The organism is Lysobacter sp. H21R4 (assembly GCF_015277535.1).
GTDB lineage: Bacteria > Pseudomonadota > Gammaproteobacteria > Xanthomonadales > Xanthomonadaceae > Novilysobacter > Novilysobacter ciconiae.
The window spans coordinates 1406252-1427036 of sequence record NZ_CP063772.1 but is presented as its reverse complement, the minus strand read 5'-3'; the positions used below and the strand labels follow the sequence as shown (position 1 = coordinate 1427036).

The following is a 20785-nucleotide window of genomic DNA, read 5'->3' as shown; positions in this document are numbered from 1 at the left end:
GTCGGCCATGACGGCGCGACCCGGACGGTAGTCCCTTACTCCACCGAAGCCGGCAGCAATTTCTCCGGCTCCGAGCGCGAGTCGATCACCAGCTCGTCGTCCTTGACCTCCACGCTGACGCGACCGCCGTTCATCAGCTTGCCAAACAGCAGCTCGTCGGCCAGCGGGCGCTTGATCCTGTCCTGGATCACCCGTGCCATCGGCCGCGCGCCCATCTGCGGGTCGAAGCCGTGCTGGGCCAGCCACTCGCGCGCTTCCGGCGTGGTCGACAGCGTCACGCCCTTCTCCTGCAGCTGGGCTTCCAGCTCGATCAGGAACTTGTCCACCACGCGCAGGATGTGCTCGAAGCCCAGTGCGTCGAATTGCACCACCGCGTCCAGGCGGTTGCGGAACTCCGGCGTGAAGGCCTTGCGGATGGCTTCCATGGCGTCGGAGCTGTGGTCCTGGCGGGTGAAGCCGATGGTCCGTCGCGATGCCAGGGCGGCACCGGCGTTGGTGGTCATCACCAGGATCACGTTGCGGAAGTTGGCCTCGCGGCCGTTGGTGTCGGTCAGCGCACCGCGGTCCATGACCTGCAGCAGGATGTTGAAGATGTCCGGATGGGCCTTCTCCACCTCGTCCAGCAACAGCACGCAGTGCGGGGTCTTGACGATCTTCTCGGTCAGCAGGCCGCCCTGGTCGAAACCCACGTAACCCGGGGGCGCACCGATCAGGCGCGACACCGAATGCGGCTCCATGTACTCGGACATGTCGAAGCGCACCAGTTCGATGCCGAGCTGCAGCGCCAGCTGACGGGTCACCTCGGTCTTGCCCACGCCGGTCGGGCCGGCGAACAGGAAGTTGCCGATCGGCTTGTCGGGATTGCCGAGGCCCGAACGCGACAGCTTGATCGCCGAGGTGAGCGAGTCGATGGCCGGGTCCTGCCCGAAGATCACCATCTTCAGGTTGCGCTCCAGGTTGCGCAGCACGTCCTTGTCGGTGGCCGATACCTGCCGCGCCGGAATGCGCGCCATCTTGGCCACGATCGTCTCGATCTCGTCGACATCGATCTGCGACTTGCGCTGCCCCTCCGGGAGCAGGCGCTGGCGCGCGCCGGCCTCGTCGATCACGTCGATCGCCTTGTCCGGCAGCAAGCGGTCACCGATGTGCTTGACCGACAGGTCCACCGCCGCCTGCAGGGCGTCGTCGTTGTAGGTGACGCCGTGGTGGGTCTCGTAGCGCGGCTTGAGCCCGTGCAGGATCTCGACGGTCTCGCCCGGGGTCGGCTCGACGATATCGATCTTCTGGAAGCGACGCGCAAGGGCGCGATCCTTCTCGAAGATGCCGCGGTATTCCTGGAACGTGGTTGAGCCGATGCAACGCAGGTCGCCCGACGACAGCGCCGGCTTGATCAGGTTGCTGGCATCCATGGTGCCGCCGGATGCGGAGCCCGCACCGATGATGGTGTGGATCTCATCGATGAAGAGGATCGCCTCGGGGATCTTCTTCATCTGCGCCAGGACGGCCTTCAGGCGCTTCTCGAAGTCGCCGCGGTACTTGGTGCCGGCCACCAGCGCGCCCAGGTCGAGCGCGTAGATGGTCGCGTCGGCGAGCACTTCGGGAACATCGCCGTCGACGATGCGCTTGGCCAGGCCTTCGGCGATGGCGGTCTTGCCCACGCCGGCCTCACCCACGTAAAGCGGGTTGTTCTTGCGGCGTCGGCACAGCACCTGGATCGTCCGCTCGACTTCCTCGCGGCGGCCGACCAGCGGATCGATCTTGCCGTCGCGGGCCAGCTGGTTGAGGTCCACGGCAAACTCCGACAACGCGTCGGCCTTGCCCTCGCCTTCGGCCTCCGCGGGGCGGGCTTCGCCATCGGCCGGCTGGCTGTCCTCGCCGTCGCCGTGGCGGGCGATGCCGTGGGACAGGTAATTGACCACGTCCAGCCGGGCAATGTCCTGCTGGTTGAGGAAATAGACGGCGTGCGAATCCTTCTCGCCGAAGATCGCCACCAGCACGTTGGCACCGGTCACTTCCTTCTTGCCGGAGGACTGCACGTGGTAGACGGCGCGTTGCAGCACGCGCTGGAAGCCCAAAGTGGGCTGGGTGTCGCGGTCGAGGTCGTCGGGGAGTACCGAGACCGAGGTGGCAATGGCTTCCTCCAGGTCGCTGCGCAGACGGTGGTCGTCCGCGTCGCAGGCCTTGAGGACCGATTCGGCCGAGGGGTTGTCGAGCAGGGCCAACAGCAGGTGTTCGACCGTCATGTACTCGTGGCGGGCCTCACGGGCGCGCTTGTAGCACTGGCCGATGCTGTACTCGAGATCTTTGCTGAACATGGGGCATGTGCCTCCGGTAACTACTGCATCCCAAGATGGGGGTGCCGGAACCATTTTCCACGCCGCCGGCAGTTCAGGCCCGTTCCATCGTACATAGCAACGGGTGTTGGTTCAGCCTGGCGAACTCGTTGACCTGCGCTACCTTGGATTCGGCCACGTCGCGTGTGAAAACGCCGCAAACCCCGCGCCCGCGGGTATGCACGTGAAGCATGATCTGGGTAGCGTTCTCGGCGGTCATCGGGAAAAAGCGCATCAGCACCTCGACCACGAAATCCATCGGCGTGTAGTCATCATTGAGCAGGAGCACCGAGTACAGCGGCGGCGGGGCCAGTTCCGGCCGGCCCACCTCCGCAACGGTTCCGTGGTGATGTTCGGTTTCAGTGTGTCTTGGCATGGCCGCATTATAGATCGCCGGGTCCCGCCATTTTCCTCCGCGATTGGACGCGCTTCAGGCTCTGCCTCAGAATTGCCGGTTTGATCAGGGCCACTTTGATGAAACTGAATAGACAGGTCGCCGGTCTGCTGGGGGCCGCCGTGCTGGTCAGCGGCGGTGCGGCGGCGCAGTACGCGACCGTCGGATCCAACAGTGCCGCGGCTGCTGAAGCGCCCGCGGTCGAGGTCTCGATCGGCAAGCAGCTGGATGAGCTCGGCTACGAGCACGACGTTGACGACGACGGCGATTACAAGCTGGTCCTGGAAATGGAAGACGATCGTACCCAGCTGGCCTACGTGCGCAGCCCCGTGCACGAGTTCGGCACGCACCGGGTCCGGGAGATCTGGTCGCCGGCCTACCGTGTCGATGGCGGTCGCTTCCCTGCTCCCGTGTCGGTTCGCCTGCTGGAAGACTCCCATGACTCGGTCCTGGGCGGCTGGGTGAAACAGGGCGACATCGCGATGTTCGTGGTGAAGCTCGCCGCCGATGCAAGTGCCACCGAGCTGAAGGATGCGATCGCCGCTGCCGTCACCACCGCGGACGCAATGGAAACCGAGTTGAGCCCCGGCTCCGATGAGTTCTGAATGAGCTACCGCGAAGGCCGTTTCTGGCAGCCCGACGTGACCGTGGCGACCGTCGTCGAGCGCGACGGCCGACTTCTGATCGTCGAAGAGGCCTCCAAGGGCCGGCTGGTGCTGAACCAGCCCGCCGGCCACCTGGAGCCCGACGAGAGCCTGCAGGAGGCCGCCGTGCGGGAAGCCCGCGAGGAAACCCGCTGGGACATCCGCCTGACCGCCTTCATCGGTGCCTACCAATGGAACGCGCCGGCGCTGGAACCCGGCGGGAAGGCGCGCTATTACCTGCGCTTTGCGTTTGTCGGTGAGGCGCTCGGCGAAGATCCATCGCGGACCCTCGACGACGGCATCGCCCGCGCGCTTTGGATGACCCCCGACGAGTTGGAACAGGCCTCGGATCGTCATCGCAGTCCGCTGGTATGGCGCACCGTCGCCGACTACCTCGCCGGGCAGCGGCATCCCCTCTCGCTGTTGCAGCAGGCGTGAATACAAGCGGCCCGTCGACCGGCGGCGCAGCGACCGGCAGCGCAGCCGGGCCGCGGACGATTGTCGGCATGTCCGGCGGTGTCGACTCATCGGTCGCCGCGCTGCTGCTGCGCGACGCGGGCGAGCCCATCGCCGGGCTCTTCATGCAGAACTGGGCGGACGACGGCAGCGGTGATTGTCGCGCCGACGACGACCGGCGCGATGCGGTGGCGGTCTGCGGCCGGCTCGGTATCCCGATCCATTTCCGCGACTTTTCCGGCGAGTACTGGGATGGCGTGTTCGCGCACTTCCTGGCCGAATACGCGGCCGGCCGCACGCCCAATCCGGACGTGTTGTGCAACCGCGAGATCAAGTTCAAGCACTTCCTTGACGCAGCCCGCGAGCTGGGCGCGGACTTCATTGCCACCGGCCATTACGCCCGCGTTGATCGCCAGCGCGGCAGGCATCGCCTGTTGCGTGGCGTGGACCGCGACAAGGACCAGAGCTACTTCCTGCACCAGCTGGGGCAGGAACAGCTCGCGGCAACAAGGTTTCCGCTGGGCGATTTGCGCAAGCCGGCCATCCGCCAGATGGCCCGCGATGCCGGACTGCCCACCGCGGCCAAGAAGGACTCCACCGGAATCTGCTTCATCGGTGAGCGCGATTTCCGCAGCTTCCTCGGCCAGTACCTCCCCGCCCGCAGCGGCGAGATGCGCACGCCGGACGGCCAGCGGATCGGCACCCATCCGGGCGTCTTCTATTTCACCCTTGGCCAGCGCGAGGGGCTGAACATCGGCGGTGTGCGCGGCTTTCGCGCGGAGCCGTGGTACGTCGTCGGCAAGGACGTGGCGGGCAACGTGCTGTATGTGGACCAAGGCAGTGACACCAAATGGCTGAAATCGCGCCTGCTATGGTCCGAGGGAGCCCACTGGGTCGCGGGCGAGCCGCCGGCGAATCGCTTCCACTGCACCGCGCAGACGCGCTATCGGCAGGCCGACGAGCCCTGTGAGGTGCTGGTGGGCGATGATGGCTGCCTTGAAGTGCGCTTCGCCAACCCCCAGCGTGCAGTCACTTCCGGACAATCGCTGGTCCTGTACGACGGACCGGTCTGCCTGGGTGGCGCGGTGATCGCGCGCACCGACGCTCCCCTCGAACAACGTCTGAGAACCGCCTCCGAATGACCGACATTGGATCCACCGCCATTCCATCGCCCAGCACCCGCTTCAACCCCATGTCCGACCGGGTGTTGGCCCTTGCCGGGCTCGCCCAGGCGCTGGCGCAGGTGCGGCGCATTGCGGACACCGGGCAGGCGGAGGCATCGGTGCTGGAAACGATGCTCAGCTCGGTGTTCCAGATCGACGCGGCGTCCGTGGCCGACGTGTATGGCGGGGCGGCCGCGTTGAGGCCGGGGCTGCTGTTGCTGCGCGACTACTTCGCCGGCACGACCAAGGACGCGCAGCTGCCGCGACTGGCGCTGTCGGTGACCCAGCTGGAGCGCCGTTTTGTCGCCGACATGGCCATGGTCAGCGAAGTGCAGGCCGGGATCCTGTCGCAGAAGGACGAGGCCGATGAGCTGGGCGTCGCCCATCCCGAGGTCCTCGCCGCGCTCGGTGGGCTGTACGCCAAAACGCTGAGCAACCTGCGGCCGCGCGTGCTCGTGCAGGGCAACCCGCACTACCTCGGCCAGCCGGCCGTCGTCGCAGAAGTCCGAGCCGTCCTGCTCTCAGCAGTCCGCTCGGCCGTGCTGTGGCGCCAGTCCGGCGGCGGGTTGCTGGACTTCCTGCTGCGTAGGCGCGATCTGACGGCGGCGGTGAACGCGCATCTGGGTGGCTGACGCGCGATCTGCAGACGCCAGCGATCGCGGTTTCGTCCGTGATCAGGCCCGGGGGACGATCAGTTTCAGACCCTTGAAGTAATCGCGGTAGAACGCGTCGTTCCAGGTGATGAGGCCATCGCACTGGAGCAGTGCGTGGGCGCCGACCAGGAAGTGGTCCAGGCGACCGGGTGCACCACTGCGTTGTCGGTGGCGTCGTTGCATTTCGCCGGCGCGCAACGCGGCTTTGGCCTCCAGCGGACTGAAATGGAGGCCCATCTCTTCCAGGGCTTCCTGCACCTGCGACCCGCCACGCAGCGACGCGCAGATTTCCGCCAGCGTTACGCTGCAGATCACGACCCGGCCAGCGACAAGCGCCTGGCGCAGACAGGACTCGACCGCATCGGCTTGTGGTCCGTTGCTGAGCAGTTCGATGACGACAGGCGCGTCTACCGCGATCAACGCGTGGATCCGCCGTCGGTCGATCCGCCGTCACGGGACGGGTGAACGTTATCGGCCCCCGGCGTAACCCTGTCCAGCTCGAACTTGCCACGCACCCGTGAAAGGGCGTCGTCGACACTCTTGCTCAGAATGATGCGGCTGCCGTCGAGTTCGACCTTCAGCAGGGTGCCCTTGCTCAGCCCCAGCGCGTCACGCACGGCTTTGGGCAAAGTGATCTGGCCGCGCTCTGCAACGGTAACGTCCATAAGGTGCGTCAATTCGAGTATGTCCTCATAATACATACTTTTTCAGGCATACTATGTCGGCCAACTTGGCGTTGCACGACAGTACATCCGGAGGCACTGTGTTCATCAACGTGATGACGCAATCAACACGCCTGCCCTTGTAAGCTGCTTCCGATATCGACGGACTCAGCGCCTGCCGCGGCTCGCCACTGTCGACGCACGCAAACCGCCAGGAACATCGCAAGGAGACGGGCTCCCCTGCCCTGTCCCGCACGCCATCCGCAACAAGGAGCTCCCACATGACGACCGATTCGTTCTCCACGCTTGACCGCCTGGACGCCAACGGCAAGCAGTACAACTTCTTCAGCCTGCGCAAGCTGGGCGAGAAGTTCGACATCGCCCGCCTCCCCTACTCCATGAAGATCCTGCTGGAGAACCTGCTGCGCCACGAGGACGGCGGCATGACCGTCGGCACCGAGCACATCGAGGCGGTGGCGAACTGGGATCCAAAGGCGGAATCGTCGCGCGAGATCGCCTTCATGCCGGCGCGGGTCGTGTTGCAGGACTTCACCGGCGTGCCCTGCGTGGTCGATTTCGCCGCGATGCGTGACGCCGTCACGCGCCTGGGCGGTAGGCCGAACCAGATCAACCCGCAGATCCCGTCGGAACTGGTCATCGACCACTCGGTGCAGGTGGACGTGTACGGCCGATCGGACGCGCTGGACATCAACGGCCGGATCGAGTTCGAGCGCAACAAGGAGCGCTACGGCTTCCTGCGCTGGGGCCAGAAGGCGCTGGAAAACTTCAAGGTCGTGCCGCCCAACACCGGCATCGTCCACCAGGTGAACCTGGAAAAGCTCGCCCGGGTGGTCATGGAGCGCGAGATCGACGGCAAGCTGTTCGCCTATCCCGACACCGTGTTCGGCACCGACAGCCACACCACGATGATCAACGGCATCGGCGTGCTGGGCTGGGGCGTGGGCGGTATCGAGGCCGAGGCCGCCATGCTTGGCCAGCCCTCCTCCATGCTCATCCCGCAGGTGGTCGGCATGAAGCTGACCGGCAAGCTGCCCGAGGGCGCGACGGCAACCGACCTGGTGCTTACCGTTACCCAGATGCTGCGCAAGTTCGGCGTGGTCGGCAAATTCGTCGAGTTCTTCGGCGAGGGCCTGCAGCATCTGCCGCTCGCCGATCGGGCCACCATCGGCAACATGTCGCCCGAGTACGGCGCGACCTGCGGCATCTTTCCGGTGGACGCCGAAGCGGTGAAGTACCTGCGCCTGTCGGGTCGCAGCGAGGAGCAGATCGCATTGGTCGAGGCCTACGCAAAGGCGCAGGGCATGTGGCACGAGCCCGGCCAGCCGGATGCACATTACTCGGCGACGCTGACCCTCGACATGAGCCAGGTGCAGCCCTCGCTGGCCGGTCCCAAGCGCCCGCAGGACCGCGTCCTGCTCAGCGACATGCAGGAAAACTTCCGCACCAACGTCAAGGGTTTCACCAGCAACCGCGGCGTGGGTTGCGCGGTGCAGGAGCTGAAGGAAGAAGGCGGCGGGCAGCCGCAGGCGAAGACACTGGCGGCGAAGCCCGTGTCGACCATCAACCTGGCGGACGTGGACCACGAGCTGACCGACGGATCGCTGGTGATTGCCGCCATCACCTCGTGCACCAACACCTCCAACCCGGCCGTGATGATCGGTGCCGGCCTGGTGGCACGCAAGGCCGCCGCCAAGGGGCTGACCGCCGCGCCGTGGGTGAAGACCTCGATTGGTCCCGGCTCGCGGGTCGTCACCGATTACCTGGAAAAGGCCGGGCTGCTGAGCGACCTGGAAAAACTCAATTTCTACATCGTCGGCTACGGCTGCACGACCTGCATCGGCAACTCCGGGCCACTGGCCCAGGAGGTTTCGCGCGGTATCGCGGAGAACGACCTGGCGGTCGCGGCGGTGCTCTCGGGCAACCGCAACTTCGAAGGCCGCATCCACGCGGAAGTGAAGATGAACTACCTGGCGTCGCCGCCGCTGGTCGTGGCCTACGCCATCGCCGGCACCGTGGACATCGACCTGGCCAATGATCCGCTGGGCAAGGACCAGGACGGCAACGACGTGTACCTGCGCGACATCTGGCCCTCCAACAAGGAAATCAGCGACACGATCGCCGCGACGGTCGGGCCGGAACTGTTCGCCCAGAACTACGCCGACGTCTTCAAGGGCGACGCGCGCTGGAACGAGATCGAGTCTCCCGATGGCGAATCCTTTGCCTGGGACGAGGGGTCCACCTACATCAAGAACCCGCCCTACTTCGACGACATGACCATGGAGGTTGCCGCCATTGACGACCTGCACGGCGCGCGCGTGATGGGTTTGTTTGGCGACTCGATCACCACCGACCACATCTCCCCGGCCGGCGCGATCAAGGCCGACTCCCCGGCGGGCCGCTTCCTGGAGTCGCGCGGGGTGCAGCCGGCGGACTTCAACAGCTACGGCTCGCGCCGCGGCAACGACGATGTGATGGTGCGCGGCACCTTCGCCAACATCCGCATCCGCAACCAGATGCTCGACAACGTGGAAGGTGGCTTTACCAAGCACTTTGACGCCGAAGGCAACGGCGAGCAGATGGACATCTACGACGCCGCCATGCGCTACAAACAGGAAGGCGTTCCGCTGGTGGTGTTCGCCGGCAAGGAATACGGCACCGGCTCGTCGCGCGACTGGGCGGCCAAGGGCACCATCCTGCTCGGCGTCAAGGCCGTGATCGCCGAAAGCTTCGAGCGTATCCACCGTTCCAACCTGGTCGGGATGGGCGTCCTCCCGCTGCAGTTCAAGGCGGGCGAGAACGCGCTGGCGCACGGACTGGATGGCTCGGAAATGATCGACATCATCGGCCTGAACGATGGTGCCTCCACGACGGCCACGGTCGTCGCGACCAAGGCGGACGGCAGCCAGAAGCGCTTCGAGGTCGATGTGCTGCTGCTCACGCCCAAGGAAGTGGAGTACTACCGCAACGGCGGCATCCTGCACTATGTGTTGCGCGACCTGGCCAAGAAGGCGGCCTGAGTCACGGCACAGGCCCGGCGTTGATCGCCGGGCCGAATAGTGAAGAAAGCGGCTCAGGCCGCTTTTTTCATGCCTGCAGGTACTGCAATGCTGCGCGTAGTGTCGCGGACGCGCCTGGACCGCGATCGCCTATTGCTGAAACAGCGCAGCGATCGCCAGCGTCGTTTCCATCGGTTCCGGATCGTTGCGGTTGCTCAGGATCACCACCGCCAGACCCTGCTTCGGGTATCGCACGAGTACGTTGCGGAAGCCGATCGTCTCGCCCGAGTGCCATACACGGTCCTTGCCGACGTACCAGCCCAGACCGTAATGAACCGCCGGATCATGGGTCGATACCGCCGGCGCGAACGCCAGCGCCCGCGATTGATCGGATAGCAGGCGATCGTCACTGAGGGCGGCGTTCCACTTCTCCAGATCCTCGATCGAGGAGTAGATCCCTCCGTCACCCAGCACCGCGCTGGTCGAACTCTGGTCGGTTCGCACCCACGCGCCGTCCATCAGGCCGTAGCCGTAAGCGCGATGGCTGATCGCCGGCCCACCTTCGACATAGGCCAGCGTGCCGGTCATACCCAGTGGCCGGAAGATGCGCTCCTGCAGGAATGCCGGATACGACTGACCCGACACCCGTTCCACGATCAGCGCGAGCAAGGCATAGCCGCTGTTGCTGTACTGGAAATCACCACCGGGCGGGAAATAGGTCGAGTCCTGTCGGGAAAGGATCGCCAGTACGTCCGCATCGTGCACCTGATGGGCAAGATCGTCGGGCAATTCGTCCTCGTAATCGATCAGCCCCGAACCGTGGGTCAGCAGGTGGCGAATGGTGACGCCCGCATTCGCGGTCGGAAGTTCCGGCAGCCAATTCCGTGCCGGGTCGTCCAGGCTCAAGCGGCCGTCCTGCGCGAGCAGCAGTGTTGACGCGGCGGTGAACTGTTTGCTGACCGAGGCCAGGCGGAAATTCGTGGCCGCGGTGACCGGCATCGCGTTCTCGACGTCGGCCATTCCATAGGCTCGACGGATCGGTGGCTCGCCGGCGCGAACGACCAGCAGCGAAGCGCCTGGCCCATTGCCGGCATAGCGCGCCATCAATTGGTCGATCTTGTTTTCCACGGCCTCGGGCCCGGCCTGATCCAACGGTTCGGCTGAAGGCGCGTTGGCAACGGCGGTCATCGTGCAGGCTCCCAGCGTGACGGTGATAAGCACGCCGGCGGCAAAACGCCGTGCGAGCAAGGCCACTGGCAGAAACCTGCTGGCCGAAGTGATTCGGAGCATGCCGCTCTCCTGGTCGCGCGCGTCGTGTCCGCCTGCTTGAGTGGCGAGCCGATGAAGTTCATCGACCCGCACAATCGCCGATGCGCTGAAAATGAAGGTCTTCGTAGTCGTAGCTGAAGTCCGCGTCCGGGTCGACCTTGGCCATGGTGAGTTGCGGGCTGGCGGGATGCGGTCCGCCGGCAGCGGATGGCTGGGCAAAATCCAGCCACGCATCGGCGTCCGACTCCAGTGTGTCGAAGTCGACCAGCAGGCGCCCGTCGGCGTCGAGCACCGGCCCCGACAGCCGCGGTGATTTGACCGACTGGAAACGCACGCCAGACTCGGACGCACAGATCGATACGTCGCCAAACCACGGGTCGCGGTACTCGCCGAGCCAGGAAGCAAGTTCGCCCGGCGCGACGGCCGAGCGCGACGCTGACGCTCGCGCATCCGCTGCGATGACGGGCGGGTCCTCGGCGGGAGTCGAGTGACGAGCCGACCGCTCACGGGCCAGTTCGTCGGCGTAGTAGGCGACCGTCCGCTTCTCGCCGGGTGCGGTGAAGTGCTTGCTCAGCACCTGCTCCAGCACCGTCCGCGCTTCCCCTGCTTCAGCGTTGATCAGGATCACGAACCCGGTGTCCAGCTCGGGCAGCAGGGTCACCGCGGAATACATCCCTGAAAGCGTGCCGGTATGAGCCACTTTTGAGGTGCCATCCACGTCGCTCAGCCGCCATCCGTAGCCATACGCGTAGAAGTGGCTGCCATTCCAGTCGCGCATTCGGGGCGAAAGGGGCATCGGCATGTGCGGTGTCCACACGGCCTTGCGCTGCTGCGTTGAAAGCCAGTCGGTCCCGGACCCGTTGCCGTCTTTACCGAGCCATGCCTGCGTCCAACGAAGCATGCTGTCCAGGTTGCAGCGCACCCCGCCGGCGGCCGCCATCGGCATGTCGGTGACGACTTCCCCGTCCAACCTCGCTGCCCACTTTCCCTCACGCGTCACATGGGGCGCGGCTACGCTGCCCGCGTCGGCCACACGCCATTCGCCGATCCGGCAGCCGTCCATTCCCAGCGGCTCGAAGACTTCGCGCCGCAGCAGCACGTCGTACGGGGCTCCGCCAACGGCAGCGGCGACTTCGCCGGCCACGATGTACAGGGTGTTGTCGTAGGCGTAACGCGAGCGGAAGCTCCAGCGCGGCTTGAGATGCTTCAGTCCGGCAATCACGTCCTCGCGGGTGAAATGGTTGGGTTCGGGCCACAGCATCAAATCGCCGGCGCCGGGCCCCAAACCACTGTTGTGGATCAACAGGTCGCGCACCTGCATTTCGCGGGTGACCCAGTCCTCGTGCATACGAAACCCGGGCAGATGCTTCACGACCGGGTCGTCCCAGGACAGGAGGCCGGCGTCGACCTGGCGAGCCAGCAAAGCCGCCGTCATCGCCTTGGTATTGGACGCGACCTTGAACAGTGTGTCGCGACGCACCCGCTCGCCGCTGCCTGTGGTCGTCTCGCCGCGTACTTCCCACTGCCGGACCTTGCCGTCAACGACCACGCCTACGGCGATGCCCGGCAACTCGTACCGGGCGACCACGTCGTCGACCGCAGTAGTGACCTCAGCGGATGGCAGCGCGGCCTGCGGCGATGCCTGGGCGTTCGCCGGGGCCAGAAAGAGTGCGGCCGCTAATGCGGCCGCGGTGTAAACGTGACTAGCCACCAACTTTGCAACTCCTTGTCGGACCCCGGGGCGCCCCGGATGATCTCCGGGACGCCCTGGCCAATATCAAGACAGCCAAGCGTGCATCAGAAGGCGTAGGTAACCACCAGCTGTGCATAACGCGGCGACTGCCAGTTCGTGGCTTCCCCGAAGTACGGCATCTTGTTGCCGGGGGTGCTTTCGTAACGGGAATGCACGTTGACCATGGTCTGGCTGTTGAGCAGGTTGTAGATGGACAGGCGAGCCTTCAGGTCGATGTGCTCGACCGGGAGCGTCCAGGTCACGCTGAGGCCCACATCCTTCACCCACGGCATCCGACCGAAAGCGCCACGCGGCGAGTAGGTCATGTCCCGCGTCGTGTAGTCGTCGCAGCCGGAGTTGCACAGCCACCCGGATCCGCCACCGCTGTACTCGCTCGGACCGCCGGCGCTGCGGTTGTCATTGGGCCAACGCACGCCAAACGCCGTGATCGGACCGCCCGAGCGCGCAGACACCGTGGCACCAACGCTCCACATGTCGTTGAACTTGAAACTGCCGCGCGCCTTGATCTGGTGGCGGTGGTCGTTGAACGTGGGACCGAAACGTTCGTTCACGGCCGGATGGTCGTAGTGCTGCACCAAACTTGTGTCGTTGTAGCCGGTATCCGAGTTCACCGGGCCTTCGATATTGCCGTCGGACTTGGACCAGAGGTAGCTGACGTTCAGTGCCCACTTGTCATCCCATGCGCGGTCCAACTGGAATTCGACAGCCTTGTAGGTGCGCTTGGGCCTTTTGTAGCCCATCACGATGTTGCTGCCGGACGTGATGTAGCCGTCTTTGGAGCTATCGAACGACACCCAATCCTGAGTGTCCGGGCACCACAGCGTATTGCTTTCACCCGGGTTGAGGATGGGCCAGTCGCCGGAGTACCAGGGGCAACCTTCCACATGGCGGATGCTTACGTCTTCCACCGCACGGGTCATCTCGCGATAGGTGGCGTTGACGCCATACGACCAGGTGTTGTTCAGCGCCTGCTGAAAGCCGAGGATGAACTCATCCTGGTAGACCTGCTTCAGATCGCGAGCCACAGCGGTGCGGACATCATCAGGTGCGGGGGCGTTGCCTTCCGTGTTAACCGGACCAAGTTGCTGGCCAATGATCGGATACAAGTAGGCGGTACCGAGAATTGGATCGATCCGCTCTTCCCAGCCGTCCAACACGTAATACGTGTGCTCGTCGGTGGTGCCTCCGCCGAAGTAGTCGGTGAGCTTGTTGGTCAGCGGAATGTAGTAACGACCCGCGTTGCCGAACACCTTGGTTCTGCCATCGCCCTTCATGTCCCAACTGAAACCCAAGCGCGGCGAGATCATGTCGCCGAAGTCAGCCTTGGCGAAGGTCACGCCCGAAGCGAGTGTGTTTTCGAATTTATCGGCGCGCAGACCGAGGTTCAGCAGCAGGTTCGGGGTAACACTCCAGTTATCCTCGATGTAGATCGCCTGCGCCTTGGTGCTGACTGGGGCGCCGGTGACCTTGTAACGCCCGTCGAGGTAGGCATGCACGTCCAGCGGGATTGGTGTGCCGTTGGGAAGAACCCCGTTGTTGGGGGGATTGGGAATATCCGGGTCAGGTGCGGCCCCCATCAGCCTGTAGCGCATTCCGTCACCGGGGAAAACGGATGAACTCGTGGAGTCCATGATTTCCTGGTCGGCGCCGAAGCGCACCAGATGGTCGCCCAGCGTCCATTCGAAGTCGAGGCGCGCGGCCTCGCGCTTGTCGTCCCGGTTGCTGACGCTGTTCTTACTCGGGGCACAGCCTTCGCGCCTGGTTGCCGGGCCGAAAATCGAGTTGTAGGTGCCGTCGCGATCCAGAATGCTGCAGTAGGGGTCCCACTGACTATAAGAGGAAGAGCTTCGCTCGTTCACGCCGTACATCGCCTTGGCGACGAAGTTCTGGGTGAAGCTGCCGGTATACGTCAGCGACCAGTTGTCACCGCCTGAGCCGACCGAGCTTCCACCCTGGGCAGCGCCGCGCGTGGCGGTATCCCAGTCATACTTGTAGCTGAGAGTGTCTGACTCGGATTTGTCCGAAAAAGCGAGCAGTTCCAGCAGGTGATTGTCATTGATCTGCCAGTCGAGCTTGGCACCCCAGAAGTCGTTGTTGCTCTCCGTGTACCAAGCCTCGATCGTATCGATATCCCGGGGGTTGCTGTCGCGCTTTTCGTAAATGCCGAAGAAAAACAGCTTGTCCTGCACGATTGCGCCGGATGCCCACACGTTGGCCTTCGAAAACGAACTGTCGTCGCGGCTCATGCGGTCCTGCTCGACGATCGTCCCGTCCCGGTGATAGCGGTCCTTTCTCGAGGACGTCCAGGCAGCAGGCTCCATGGTGACCTCCGCGCCGGCATGGAACTCGTTTCCACCCGAGCGCGTCACCGCGTTGATGACGCCGCCGGTACTGCGGCCGAACTCCGCCGAATAGCCGCCGGTCTTGACCTGGAACTCCTCGTAGAATGCGAACGGCACAGAGGAGAAGCCCTGCCGCCGATACGGGTCGGTGACGTTGAGACCATTGATGTAGGCCACGTTCTCTGCGACCGACGAGCCGCCGAAGGAAAGCCCCCCGAAACTGGCCCCCGAGTCGACCACGCCCGGGGCCAACAACGCAACCGACGCAAGGCTCTGGTCGACCGGCAACTTGGCAAGCTCGGTGCGGGTGATATTCGTGGAGGATTCCGTGGTATGGACATCGACGCGGTTGACCACGCGCGAACCCACCACCTGGATGGCCGCCAGGTTGACCGCGCCTTCATTGGTCAGGTTCACGGTGGTGGTGCCGCCCAGCGACACCGTGAAGGAGACCGGTTCGCCCGAACCCGACCTAAGGATGTAGTCCCCCGGCGGCAGTTGACCGATGCGGTAACTGCCGTCCCTGCCCGCCGTGCCGGTGCGCGATGCGCCGGTGGAGGTGTTGGTGATGGTGACCTGCGTGCCGGCTTCGGCGCGTCCGGCCACGGCACCCGTAACGCTTTGTGCCATGGCCAGGCTTGGCACCATGGACGCCAGACAGACGCCCATTGCCAGGCTCAGTACGCTCTTGCGCAATCGTTTGTGCTGCATGTCCCCTCTCCCGAAAGGTAATTGAAAATCCAGGCCCTGCAGTCGCCCCCTAAGGCCGCAGGACCTCCGCATTGAAGTCGTAGGTCCATTGATCGAAATACAGGTTTCCTCCGCTCCACTCCACTTCGCCGCGCTGCGAGTCGACGTTGTCGGAACGGAAATGCCGCTTCGCCGGTTGAAACTGTGTGCCGAAGTCGTCATTGAATGCGATCCGGTACGCATCCAGCCCACCCAGATAGAACCACTCAAGACTTCTGCCCTGCCCGTCCATCGCACCAGGCAGCCGGCCTGTTGTCACGTCCATCGGAACCCACCCGTAGGGCGCCAGATACACCTGGCCCCAATCGTGGAGGTTCCAGTAATCGGCACGATCCGCGCCACCGACCTGCGAGTCGGAGTAGACCATTCCCGATTGCCACCGCGCGGGGATCCCATTGAGCCGGAGCAACGTGATCAGCAGCAGGGTCTGCTGGCCGCAGTCGGCGTGGCCTGTGCGCAGCGCGTGCTCGCTGATGTTGGAAATCGTGGAATATTCGCGCGCGCCTGCCCAGGGGATGCGGTCGACAGCGGCGAACAGCTTCTGCGTGATGCGATAGGGGTTCGTTTCGTCGCCCACCACGTTCCTGGAAAATGCACGCAAGGCCGGGGTGAAAACGATGTGCGGAGGACGCTCGGCCAGGCTTTCGGCCAGGTCGGGGTCATCCGCTGTCGACTGAACGCGATCGCCGTCGATCTGGTGGTATCGACCGTAAACGGTCATTTCGTATTGGATGCTGAACTCGGTCGGCGTTCCGGCGCGCGCCGGCTTTTCCATATGGACGGTACGTTGGGCCGCGGAAACCGGCGCGACCTGGGCCTTGTCGGGCTCGGTTTGCAGAAGGCGGATGTCCTCCTGCTGGCCGGGAATCTGACGCGGGAACGGAATCCACGCACGCACTTGCTCACCCGCGGGAACCGCGTCGGCGTTCACGGTCAGGGACTGGGTGACGCGGATCCGCTGCGGCAGCACGCTGCTTTGGGCGCTGGACAGCGCCGTTTCGGCGATCGCGACGTGGTGGGCATTGGCCGACTCCATTGGGCCGTCGCGGAATGGCGTTTGCACCGCCCGGCGTGCGGCAGCTTCCGGACTGATGCGGAACAGGTTGGACACTGCGCGCTTGAAATACTGGGTGCGGCCATCAATCAGCCGATGCTCGAGCAGTCCGGACTGGCTCCAGGCATCAACCTCTGCCGCCCGCAGGTCGGGGATCTGGCGCCGCAGCTGCTGCTCCACGTCCGCCGGCTCGAGAGTGAAGTCCATCAGGATGCGACGCATGCGCTCGCGTTCAAACAGCACAGGCTGCTGCGCATCCACGCTGTTTCCGCGCGCGGACAAAGCCAGATCGATCGCGGATTCCGCCTGCCTGAAGTGGCCGGCATCAACCAGTGCCACGATGGCTGCGACGGTCGCGTCGGGATCGTGCTGGCCTGCGTGGCTGTCCGGTTCCGCCGTGCCGCCGAGCGGTACCGCATCGACAGCGGCACCCATCCCTACGCACAGGGCAAGCGCTGCCAGCATCAGACGGCGTGGGGAGCTCACCGCCGAACCCCTATGCGTTCGACGCGAGGCCTGCCCGGTGGCCGATACCCGGCAACATCCCAAATGACTATCGTTGGTGTAACCCCATGCACCACTGCCTGCCCCGAGCCGGTGTCCCAAAGCGATGTTTAGCACGGCCTGCGAGCGGAAGCAATAATATATTCTGGAATTGCGTGATATAAGAATCACGTATTCCGTGTGCTGAAATCGTGCGCAACGGCGACGCCTTCACCCGTTCAGATCGAGGAAATCCATGCGTATCACCGTACTTGCCGCGAGCCTTGTGCTGGCCAGCGCGCTTTGCCTCCCGCTGCACGCGCAGGCCCCGCTGCCCGGCGTGGCACCTGTTGCCGCGCAGGTTCCCGCCCACGGCGTGGTCGGGATCACCGATGAGGCGATGCTGTCGCCGGACTATTGGACAGCGCCCATGGCCGCGCCCAATCAGGTTCTGCTGGATACCTCGGCCATCCGGGCCCAGAACCGGCGCCTGTTTGAGCTGGACCCTTCGATGCACGACCTCGGCAAGCTCCCTGCCCGCCTGGACGGCAGGCAGGTCCGCAAATGGCTGGACGGCGCATCGTCGCGCCCCACCACGCCGCGCTGGGATGTGGAGGGACATGAAGTAGCGGTAGCCTCGATCGACGCGATGTTCGCCAACACCGCCGTGGACGCCGTCCCGGCCGATCAGCCCACTCGCTACGGACTGGTCGTGCACCGCACCGACATGCGCGGCCTGCCGACCACGATGCGCATCTTCAGCAGTCGCGGTGATACCGACATCGACCGTTTGCAGGAGAGCGCGCTGTTCCCCGGAACGCCGGTGGTGATTGCGCACGAAAGCGCTGATGGCGAGTGGTTGTTCGTGATCAGTCCGCGCTACGCCGCGTGGGTGGACAAGCACCACATCGCCGAAGGCAGCCGCGCGCAGGTGCTGGGTTACACCACCGAACCGCCTTACCGGATCATCACCGGCGGCGTCGAGCACACCGTGTTCACCCGTGAGGAGCCGCGCGTGTCACAGCTGCAGCTCGACATGGGCATCCGCCTGCCACTGGCGGACGTTGCCCCCGACAAGCCGGTCAACGGCCAGCACCCCTACGCCGCCTACGTGCTGGAGATGCCGGTGCGCAACGAGGACGGGAGCCTGGCGATGTCGCCGGCGCTGCTGCCGCGTCGCGCTGACAGCGCCGCGGATTACCTGCCGTTGACTCCGGCAAACCTCGTCGACCAGGGGTTCAAGTTCCTCGGCGAACGCTATGGCTGGGGACACGCCTACGGCACCCGCGACTGCAGCGGTTTCGTCTCGGAGATCTACCGCAGCATGGGCGTCGAGCTGCCGCGCAACACCAGCGCGCAGGCGGTGAGCCCCGCGCTGGAGCACATCACCTTCGAGCGCAGCGATGACGCCGCCAAGCGCAAGGCCGCGGTCGCCGCGTTGCAGGTCGGCGACCTGGTCTATATCCCCGGCCACGTGATGATGGTGATCGGCCACCACGGGGGCATGACCTACCTCATCCACGACACCCACGGCGGCCGCTACAAGGGCGCGGACGGCGAGCTGGTCTCAATGGCGCTGAACGGGGTGGTGGTGACCCCGCTGGAACCGATGATGTTCAACGAGACCGAGAGCTACATCGATCGCATGACCAGCATCGTGCGCCCGCACGGCGCGCTGCGCCTGCCGAGCCACTGACCCTACGACGCACACTGCAACCGGACCTGCGACAAATGAAGATCACCCGAATTGAATTCGGCATGCTCCGCGTGCCGCTGAAAACCCCGTTCAAGACCGCGCTGCGGACGGTCCAGCAGGTCGAGGACATCGTTGTGATGGTCCACACCGACAGTGGCAACATCGGCTACGGCGAGGCGCCAGCGACCGCGGTGATTACCGGCGACACCCACGGCTCCATCGTCGACGCGATCCGCCACTACATCTCCCCGCGGCTGATCGGTGAGGAGATCGCCGACCTCAACCGCATCACCCGCTTGATCCAGACCGCGATGGAGAAGAATTCCAGCGCCAAGGCCGCCGTCGAGATCGCCATCTATGACCTGTTCGGGCAGCTCTATGGTGCGCCGCTGTACAAGATGCTCGGCGGCGGCGACCCGCTGGTCACCACCGACATCACCATCAGCGTGGACACCATCGACAAGATGGTCGCCGACTCGATCAGCGCCGTCGACCGCGGCTTTGACTCGCTGAAGATCAAGGTCGGCAAGGACATCGGCGTCGACATCGAGCGGGTCAAGGCGATCTACGCGGCGGTGGAGAACCGCGCCCTGCTGCGCCTGGATGCCAACCAGGGCTGGAGTGCCAAGGAGGCGGTGTACGCCATCCGCGGCCTGGAGGATGCCGGCGTCCGGCTGGAGCTGGTGGAGCAGCCGGTCCGCGCGCGCGACCTCGAAGGCATGCGCTACGTGACCGAGCGCGTGCATACCCCGATCATGGCCGACGAGAGCGTGTTCGGCCCGATGGAGGTGATCAAGCTCATCCACATGCGCGCCGCCGACATCATCAACATCAAGCTGATGAAGACCGGCGGCATCTCCAACGCGGTGCGTATCGCCGACATCGCGGCGATGCACCAGGTCGAGTGCATGATCGGCTGCATGCTCGAAACCAGCATCAGCGTCGCCGCCGCCGTCCACCTGGCGGTGGCCAAGTCCGACGTCATTACCAAGGTCGACCTGGACGGGCCCTCGCTGTGCGCCTACAACCCGGTCGAAGGCGGGGTGATCTTCAACGAGTCGGAGATCTCGATCACCGATGCGCCAGGGCTCGGCATCCGCGAGATCCGCGGCCTGGAGCCGATCAGCAACTGCAACGCCGCCGCGTGAAATGTCGGCCCTGTTGACCATCCGCTCGCGGCGCGACCAGATGTCGGCGATCGAGCGGCGCATCGCCGACTTCGTGCTCGACAACGCCAACCTGCTGCGCGACTACTCCTCGCAGCAGCTGGCCAACGCGTTGGGCGTCAGCCAGTCCAGCGTGGTGAAGTTCTGCCAGAAGCTCGGCTTCAAGGGCTACCCGGACCTCAAGTACTCGGTGGGAGAGGACATCGCGCGCGCCGACAACGGCGACGAGCCGCCGGCCACCAGTGCCCCCGAGCATCCGGCCGATGCCATGGCGGCGGAGCTGTGGCGACGCAAATCCGCGGCCGAGGAGGAAACGCGGTCGATCAATCCGCCCGGCACCATCGCCGCCGTCGCGGCCGCGATCACCCTCTCCGGCGAAGGTGGCAAGGTCTTCCTGATCGGCCTGGGCGATGACGATATCCGAGCCCGTGCGCTCGCCCTGCGGCTGTCGTTGCTGGGCATTCTGACCGTGCACAACTTCGATCCCGCGCACATGGCGGCCAGCGTCAGCGCTGCCTGCACGGGCGACGTGCTGATGGTGTTCTCCGAGCACGGAAAGCCGCCGCCGCTGTGCTACATCGCGCGCTGCTTCCGCGAGCGGGGTGGCACTGTGGTATCCGTTACCCGCCACACTTCCAACCCGCTGCGTGCGTATGCCGACATTGCCCTGCTGGTATCGGCCCACGACGAGGAGGTGCATATCCAGCCGCTGCTTTACCAGGCGGCCGCGCAGCACCTGATGGATCGGGTGTTCGTCCGCCTTTGCGAAGGCGGGCGCGATCAGCAACTGCGTGAGAACCTTGAACGCCTTCAACCGATGCTCGAACCTTGAGCGCAGCCGCAGATCCTGTTCTCTTCCCATACCACGCCGGCCGCGCTGCGCGGTCGCCGGCGCCTGTCGCGAGCCCGTCCATGCAACGACCAGCCGTGTTTCACCACCGTTCCTGCGC

16 protein-coding genes are annotated in these 20785 nt (G+C 64.9%); 8 read left to right on the top strand and 8 right to left on the bottom strand.

Going from position 1 to position 20785, the window contains the following annotated elements:
• Positions 1 to 35: 35 nt before the first annotated feature.
• Together clpA and clpS are read right to left on the bottom strand one after the other, a co-directional pair.
• Complete coding sequence (gene clpA / locus INQ40_RS06530; RefSeq protein ID WP_193987096.1) at positions 36 to 2315, bottom strand: ATP-dependent Clp protease ATP-binding subunit ClpA; 2280 nt, start codon at positions 2313 to 2315, stop codon at positions 36 to 38.
• 73 nt (positions 2316 to 2388) lie between these two features.
• Positions 2389 to 2709 (bottom strand): ATP-dependent Clp protease adapter ClpS, encoded by a 321-nt coding sequence (gene clpS / locus INQ40_RS06525; RefSeq protein ID WP_193987095.1) that lies wholly within the window; start codon positions 2707 to 2709, stop codon positions 2389 to 2391.
• 98 nt (positions 2710 to 2807) lie between these two features.
• On the opposite strand from clpS, the gene INQ40_RS06520 reads away from it, so the two are divergent.
• The 4 genes from INQ40_RS06520 to INQ40_RS06505 all read left to right on the top strand — a co-directional run bounded on the left by INQ40_RS06520 (position 2808) and on the right by INQ40_RS06505 (position 5622).
• The gene (locus INQ40_RS06520) at positions 2808 to 3332 is read left to right on the top strand and encodes a hypothetical protein (protein ID WP_228482158.1); all 525 of its coding nucleotides are present in this window, start codon (positions 2808 to 2810) and stop codon (positions 3330 to 3332) included.
• Entirely contained in the window at positions 3333 to 3809 is a 477-nt protein-coding gene (locus INQ40_RS06515; protein ID WP_194342314.1) for an NUDIX hydrolase, read from the top strand.
• A 68-nt stretch (positions 3810 to 3877) separates the two neighbouring features.
• On the top strand, positions 3878 to 4969 hold the full coding sequence (gene mnmA, locus INQ40_RS06510; protein ID WP_228482157.1) for a tRNA 2-thiouridine(34) synthase MnmA: 1092 nt from the start codon (positions 3878 to 3880) through the stop codon (positions 4967 to 4969).
• 50 nt (positions 4970 to 5019) lie between these two features.
• Positions 5020 to 5622, top strand: coding sequence for a DUF489 family protein (locus INQ40_RS06505; protein WP_194342454.1), 603 nt, complete (start codon positions 5020 to 5022; stop codon positions 5620 to 5622).
• Between the two features lie 42 nt (positions 5623 to 5664).
• On the opposite strand, the gene INQ40_RS06500 is transcribed toward INQ40_RS06505, so the two are convergent.
• Together INQ40_RS06500 and INQ40_RS06495 are read right to left on the bottom strand one after the other, a co-directional pair.
• A complete protein-coding gene (locus INQ40_RS06500) occupies positions 5665 to 6063 on the bottom strand; it encodes a type II toxin-antitoxin system VapC family toxin (protein WP_194342312.1) in 399 nt (132 codons plus the stop codon).
• Positions 6060 to 6308, bottom strand: coding sequence for an AbrB/MazE/SpoVT family DNA-binding domain-containing protein (locus INQ40_RS06495; RefSeq protein WP_194342311.1), 249 nt, complete (start codon positions 6306 to 6308; stop codon positions 6060 to 6062). Before INQ40_RS06495 ends, INQ40_RS06500 begins: the two co-directional genes overlap by 4 nt.
• Before the next feature lie 278 nt (positions 6309 to 6586).
• On the opposite strand from INQ40_RS06495, the gene acnA reads away from it, so the two are divergent.
• Positions 6587 to 9343 carry an aconitate hydratase AcnA gene (gene acnA / locus INQ40_RS06490; protein WP_194342310.1) on the top strand — a complete coding sequence of 919 codons (2757 nt, stop codon included), beginning with the start codon at positions 6587 to 6589 and terminating at the stop codon, positions 9341 to 9343.
• A 129-nt stretch (positions 9344 to 9472) separates the two neighbouring features.
• On the opposite strand, the gene INQ40_RS06485 is transcribed toward acnA, so the two are convergent.
• From INQ40_RS06485 to INQ40_RS06470, 4 genes are all read right to left on the bottom strand, one after another.
• Complete coding sequence (locus INQ40_RS06485) at positions 9473 to 10684, bottom strand: serine hydrolase domain-containing protein (RefSeq protein WP_228482156.1); 1212 nt, start codon at positions 10682 to 10684, stop codon at positions 9473 to 9475.
• Complete coding sequence (locus tag INQ40_RS06480) at positions 10671 to 12302, bottom strand: serine hydrolase (RefSeq protein WP_194342309.1); 1632 nt, start codon at positions 12300 to 12302, stop codon at positions 10671 to 10673. The genes INQ40_RS06485 and INQ40_RS06480 overlap by 14 nt, the downstream gene beginning before the upstream one ends.
• An 86-nt stretch (positions 12303 to 12388) precedes the next feature.
• On the bottom strand, positions 12389 to 15397 hold the full coding sequence (locus INQ40_RS06475; RefSeq protein WP_194342308.1) for a TonB-dependent receptor: 3009 nt from the start codon (positions 15395 to 15397) through the stop codon (positions 12389 to 12391).
• Positions 15398 to 15446: 49 nt separating this feature from the next.
• Positions 15447 to 16955: a transglutaminase-like domain-containing protein gene (locus tag INQ40_RS06470; RefSeq protein WP_228482155.1), complete on the bottom strand. Its 1509-nt coding sequence runs from the start codon at positions 16953 to 16955 to the stop codon at positions 15447 to 15449.
• A 274-nt stretch (positions 16956 to 17229) separates the two neighbouring features.
• Here INQ40_RS06470 and INQ40_RS06465 point away from each other — a divergent pair, with 274 nt between their 5' ends.
• The 3 genes from INQ40_RS06465 to INQ40_RS06455 are packed head-to-tail and all read left to right on the top strand — an operon-like array spanning position 17230 to position 20667.
• A complete protein-coding gene (locus INQ40_RS06465) occupies positions 17230 to 18669 on the top strand; it encodes an SH3 domain-containing protein (protein ID WP_194342307.1) in 1440 nt (479 codons plus the stop codon).
• 35 nt (positions 18670 to 18704) lie between these two features.
• Complete coding sequence (locus INQ40_RS06460) at positions 18705 to 19817, top strand: dipeptide epimerase (RefSeq protein WP_194035632.1); 1113 nt, start codon at positions 18705 to 18707, stop codon at positions 19815 to 19817.
• Position 19818: 1 nt separating this feature from the next.
• Positions 19819 to 20667: a MurR/RpiR family transcriptional regulator gene (locus INQ40_RS06455; RefSeq protein ID WP_194342306.1), complete on the top strand. Its 849-nt coding sequence runs from the start codon at positions 19819 to 19821 to the stop codon at positions 20665 to 20667.
• Positions 20668 to 20785: the final 118 nt, after the last annotated feature.